The sequence below is a fragment of the Arthrobacter sp. Soil_N43 genome (assembly GCF_057655195.1).
This window is the reverse complement of sequence record NZ_JBDGML010000083.1, coordinates 1-5,049: the sequence shown is the minus strand read 5'-3', so window position 1 is coordinate 5,049 and position 5,049 is coordinate 1. Positions and strand designations below refer to the sequence as shown.

The 5,049-nt window shown below is 64.1% G+C and carries 5 protein-coding genes; all 5 read left to right on the top strand.

All coding sequences use genetic code 11. From position 1 onward, the window contains the following. On the top strand, positions 1-502 hold a 502-nt coding region (locus AC3A3W_RS09460), incomplete at its 5' end, for an HAD family hydrolase (protein WP_487442223.1). A 27-nt stretch (positions 503-529) separates the two neighbouring features. After that, positions 530-1,807: an NAD(P)/FAD-dependent oxidoreductase gene (locus AC3A3W_RS09455; RefSeq protein WP_487442221.1), complete on the top strand. Its 1,278-nt coding sequence runs from the start codon at positions 530-532 to the stop codon at positions 1,805-1,807. 143 nt (positions 1,808-1,950) lie between these two features. Continuing rightward, on the top strand, positions 1,951-3,378 hold the full coding sequence (locus AC3A3W_RS09450; protein ID WP_487442219.1) for an aldehyde dehydrogenase family protein: 1,428 nt from the start codon (positions 1,951-1,953) through the stop codon (positions 3,376-3,378). Further along, the gene (locus tag AC3A3W_RS09445) at positions 3,375-4,472 is read left to right on the top strand and encodes a tartrate dehydrogenase (protein ID WP_487442218.1); all 1,098 of its coding nucleotides are present in this window, start codon (positions 3,375-3,377) and stop codon (positions 4,470-4,472) included. Before AC3A3W_RS09450 ends, AC3A3W_RS09445 begins: the two co-directional genes overlap by 4 nt. Beyond that, positions 4,469-5,049 (top strand): NAD(P)-dependent oxidoreductase (locus AC3A3W_RS09440; protein WP_487442216.1); only part of this gene is annotated, 581 nt, incomplete at its 3' end. The genes AC3A3W_RS09445 and AC3A3W_RS09440, both read left to right, overlap by 4 nt.

Below are 5,049 nucleotides of genomic sequence, written 5' to 3'. Positions count from 1 at the left end.
CGACTACAAGCCCTACGAGCAGATCCTTCAGGACTCCTTTGACCGCGTGTGCAAGCGGTGGGGGATTGGGCCGACCGAGGGCGCCGGCGCAGAGTTCGCCGAGGCTGTACGCGGCTGGGTTGCCCACGAGGACGTGCCGGCTCCGCTGAAGCTCATGGGCGACAACTACAAGCTGGTGGCACTGTCCAACGCAGACGACAGCTTCCTGGACATCAGCATTCCCAAGCTCGGTGCAGACTTCCACGCCGTGTTGACCGCCGAGCAGGCCCAGGCCTACAAGCCGCGCTACCAGGCCTTCGAGTACATGCTGGACACTTTGAACGCCAAGCCGGAGGACTTCCTGCACGTCTCTTCGCACACACGCTACGACATGCATCCGATGCACGACATGGGCTTCCGGAATCTCTGGATGCTGGACCGTGGCTATGACCCCATTGGCGAGGGCTACGACCTCACCACTGTTAAGTCCCTGGACGAGATCAACAAGCACCTCGGTCTCTAAACCGACGTCGAGGCGAAAGGTCAAACCGTGAAACTCATTCCTTACTGGCTGGACACAGCTGAAGCATCCGGAGACTACCGGCAGACTCCGGTACCGGAGAATGTCGATGTGGCAATCATCGGCGCCGGATTTACGGGGTTGTCCGCGGCCCTGGAATTTGCCAAGCAGGGCGCCAGCGTTGCCGTTTTCGAACGCCACACCGTGGGTTGGGGTGCATCGGGACGCAACGGGGGAATGGCGACTACCGGGTTGGCTATCAGCTTCAGCACCGCGGTCAAACGCTACGGGGCCACACGGGCCGTGGAGATGTTCCAGGAATACAACGACGCCATCGACACCATCGAGAAGCTGGTGCATGACAATGGCATCGACTGCGACTACAACCGCTTTGGAAAGCTCTCGCTGGCCTTCCACAAGTCCCACTACGAGGGCTTCCTGAAGTCGCAGGAGAAGCTGGCCACCCTGGCCGACCACCATGTCACCGTGATCCCGAAGTCCGAGATCCACAGCGAAATCGGCACGGACTTCTACCAGGGAGCGATGATGGACCCGCTCGGCGCGGGTCTGCATGTGGGCAAGTTCGTGCATGGCCTGGCCGGAGTGGCTGTTGCCGCCGGAGCGGATATTTGCGAGAACGCGGCGGTGACCGAGCTGAAGAAGGTCTCCGGCACCGTGCACGACGTGCACACCACCCGCGGCATCACCAGGGCAAAGCAGGTCCTGGTGGCCACCAGCGGCTACACCGGCAAGGTCACGCCCTGGCTGCAGCGCCGCGTGATCCCGGTGGGCAGTTTTATCATTGTGACTGACCCGCTTCCCGAAGACGTGGTCAACCGGATCCTGCCCAACCGGCGCCAGGCCTCGGACAGCAAGATGCTGACCTACTACTTCCGGATCACACCGGACAATCGGCTGCTCTTCGGCGGCCGGGCCCGGTTTGCGCTGTCCAGCCCGGACTCGGACGTCAAGAGCGCCGAGATCCTGCGCAAGGCCATGCTTGAGTTGTTCCCGTACCTCTCCAACGCCAAGGTCGACTACATCTGGGGCGGGCTGGTTGACCTCTCCATGGACCAGATGGTCCACGCCGGTGTCCACGACGGCCTCTACTACTCCCTGTGCTACAGCGGACACGGCGTGCAGATGGCCGCGCACATGGGCAAGAGGATGGCCCACTACATGGCCGGCGACAAGTCCGCGAATGTCTGGGAAGACCTGAAGAACCCGCCGGTTCCAGGCCACTTCGGCCCGCCGTGGTTCCTGCCCTTCATCGGTGCAGCCGCAAAAATCATCGACCGAGTCAAATAGGCAAATTAAGGGTTCCCATGATCGCATCTACAACCGTGGCTGAAGCACGCCCAAAATCAGCCGAAGAAACCGCCTACAGGCGCACAAAATTTGCGAATCTCCCAGGAGGAGCGTTCTTCGAGGGCCAGTGGCAAACCGCCGACATGACCCTTGAAGTAAGGGACCCTGAAGACGGTGTCTTGCTGGGGCTCGTATGCACCTCGACGGCGGATGACGTTCGCCGGGCGGTAGCGCACCTTCACCGGCATCTCCAGGGTGACGAGTGGCCGCTGCGTTCCCGCCGTCAGGCGCTGGAAAGGGCAACCCAGCTGCTGGCGGAACAGGCTGACAGGTTCGCCAACATCATTGCTTCGGAGAGCAGCAAAACCATCACCGAAGCCGAGCGCGAGGTCCGCCGCTGCATTGAGACCTTCAGGCTCTCGGCCGCAGCGTCCGGCGAGCTGGCCGGAGAGACGCTGGGCTTTGAGGACAGCATGGCCGGTGGCAACAAGCTCGGCTGGTACAGCCGCAAGCCGGTAGGGGTCGTCGCGGCCATCACGCCGTTCAACGACCCGCTGAACCTCGTGGCACACAAGCTGGGCCCGGCCCTCATCGGAGGCAACGGCGTCGTACTTAAACTTTCCACGCGCACCCCGTTGACCGGGTTGGCACTTGTCGAGCTGCTGCTCGAAGCGGGTGTCCCATCCGGACGCATCGCGGCGATCGTGAGCGGGCCAGGCGTTTCCGAAGCACTCGTCACCGACCCGCAGGTGGACTTGATTTCCTTCACGGGCGGTCCCCAGACGGCGGAACGCATTGCCGCGGCCGCCGGTGCCAAGAAGATCCTCTCCGAGCTCGGCGGCAACAACGCCACGATTGTCTGCGCCGACGCGGATGCGCACCAGGCAGCCGATGCCATCGTGGCAGGCGCCTTCGGTGTGGCCGGGCAGAACTGCCTCTCGGTCCAGCGCGTGTACGTGCACATCTCGCTGTTCGAGGAAGTCCTGGAACAGGTCACCCGCGGCACAGAGGCGCTCAGGACGGGGCCGAAGCTCGACCGCGGCACCGACGTTGGGCCGCTCATTTCCGAGGCCGAAGCACGGCGCGTCGAGGAGTGGGTGGAGGAGGCCAAGACCGCCGGGGCGACCGTCCACGTGGGCGGGACACGGCGGAACGCCTACTATGAGCCGACAGTCCTGACCGACGTGCCCGCGGAGTGCCGGGTGATCCGGGAGGAAGTGTTCGGTCCCGTCGTCAGCATTCTGCCCTTCATCAGTGTCGCGGACGCTGTCCACGCCGCCAACAGTTCCGACTACGGGCTTCAAGCAGGCGTCTTCACACAGTCCATCGACCAGGCGCTGGCCATCGCGGAGAGACTGCACGTGGGCGCCGTGGTCATCAACGAGACCAGCGACGTCCGGATCGACTCCATGCCCTTTGGCGGATTCAAGAAATCCGGTGTAGGGCGGGAAGGGGTCAGGTACGCCGTCCACGAGATGACCGAGCCTAAAAGTACCATCGTCAACCTTGGGGGATCCGGTGCCCGCTGGCAACAGCTGCCGGGCGTCCTGCCAGAGCGGAAAATGTCATGAACGCCCACAAGATCGCTGTTATCCCCGGTGACGGCATCGGTAACGAAGTAGTCCCCGCCGCCATCGACTGCCTCGAGCGCATCGCGGAACTCCACTCTCTGAACCTGGAGTTCACCTATTTTGACTGGGGATGCGAATACTACGCCAGGCACGGTCGGATGATGGCCGAGGACGGGCTGGAGCAGCTCGCCGCGCACGACGCCATCTTCCTGGGCGCGGTGGGCTCACCGGAGGTCCCCGATGCGGAATCGCTGTGGGGGCTGCTGATCCCCATCCGCCGTGAGTTCCAGCAGTACATCAACCTCCGTCCGGTCAAGACGCTCGACGGCGTCGCGTCACCGCTCGCGGCCAAGAACCCCATCGACCTCCTCATCGTCCGGGAAAACAACGAAGGCGAATATTCGGAGGTCGGCGGCCGGATGTACCGCGGGCTGCCCGAGGAAAGTGCCATGCAGACCACCGTCTTCACCCGTCTGGGCGTACTGCGGGCAGCACACTTCGCGGCACGGCTGGCGGAGTCCAGACGCGGACAGCTCACCTCGGCCACCAAGAGCAATGGCATCGTGCACACCTTGCCGTTCTGGGACGAGGTCGTTGCCGAAACAGTCCGCGAGTACCCGGATGTCACCCTCACGAGCGAACTGGTGGACGCACTTGCTGCGCATCTTGTCTTGAAACCCTGGAGCTTTGATGTCATTGTGGCCTCCAACCTGTTCGGCGACATCCTGTCCGACCTTGGCAGCTCTGTGACGGGCTCCATCGGTCTGGCGCCCAGCGCGAACCTGAACCCGGAGGGCGACTTCCCGTCCCTTTTCGAGCCGGTTCACGGTTCGGCCCCAGACATCGCCGGCAAGGGCCTGGCCAACCCTGTGGGGCAGATCTGGTCCGGAGCCATGATGCTGGAGCACCTCGGCCACCCCGAGGCGGCCGCCCACCTGCGGGCCGCGTTCGAGTCAGCGCTGCGCGACGGCTTCGGCACCCGCGACGTCGGCGGCACGTCGTCGACGTTGGAATTCACGGCAGCAGTCCTGTCTGCGATCGATGCACTCGCCGCGGACCAGCCGGCCAACGCTACCGCGGCAACGGCGTCATGACCGCCGCCGCGGAACGCGAGCGGCCCGTCGTCGCCGCCCTCTACCGGGAGGGTCTGCCGCCCCGGCTTGCCGAGATCGAAGAGCTTGCGGATGTCCGGCTCACCAAAGCGGACGGTCTCGCCAAAGCGCTGGACGGCGCGGACGTGCTGTACCAGTGGCACTCGTTCTCGCCGGCATTGCGGGAGAACTGGGATGCGGCATGGTCGCTGCAGTGGGTCCATGTCTCTGCGGCGGGCGTCAGCCAGCTGCTTTTCGACGAACTGATCCGCAGTGACGTGACCTACACCAACTCCCGTGGGGTTCTCAGCCGGGCCATCGCTGAGTTTGCGCTTGGCTTTGTGCTCGACATGGCCAAGGACTCGCAGGGTTCGTTCAGGCTGCAGCAGGAACAGCGCTGGCAGCACCGGGTCACCCGTAAGATCCAGGGTCAAAGCGCGTTGGTGGTGGGCTCCGGGTCCATTGGCCGTGAGATCGCACGGCTGTTCCGCGCCGTGGGCATGGAGGTGAGCGGTGCCGGAAGGGCTGCTCGCCCGGTGGATCCGGACTTTGACCGCGTCCACTCCTCCCGGGACCTGGC